Origin of the sequence: Bacillus sp. JJ664 (genome assembly GCF_036962205.1) — a bacterium.
In the GTDB taxonomy this organism is placed as follows: domain Bacteria; phylum Bacillota; class Bacilli; order Bacillales; family Bacillaceae_G; genus Gottfriedia.
In genome coordinates, this window is sequence record NZ_JBALMS010000208.1 from 2,533 (window position 1) to 2,757 (window position 225).

1 protein-coding gene is annotated in these 225 nt (G+C 32.4%); it reads left to right on the plus strand.

Going from position 1 to position 225, the window contains the following annotated elements:
- Positions 1-225, plus strand: a 225-nt coding sequence (locus V7056_RS20260) for an SLOG family protein (protein ID WP_499704190.1), incomplete at both ends; no start/stop codon positions are given.

Consider the following 225-nt stretch of genomic DNA (forward strand, 5'->3'; position numbering starts at 1 on the left):
AATTAGGCATTTCATCAAATAAACATGATGCGGTAAAATACATAAAAAAAGCAATAAAAAATAAAATTCTTTCTTACATCGACGATGGTTTGGAATGGATAATCATGTCTGGTCAAATGGGAATTGAATTATGGGCAGCGGAGGTTGTTTTTGAGCTTCAAATTGATTATCCACACTTACAATTAGCAATCTTCACGCCTTATGAAGAACAAGATAAAAACTGGA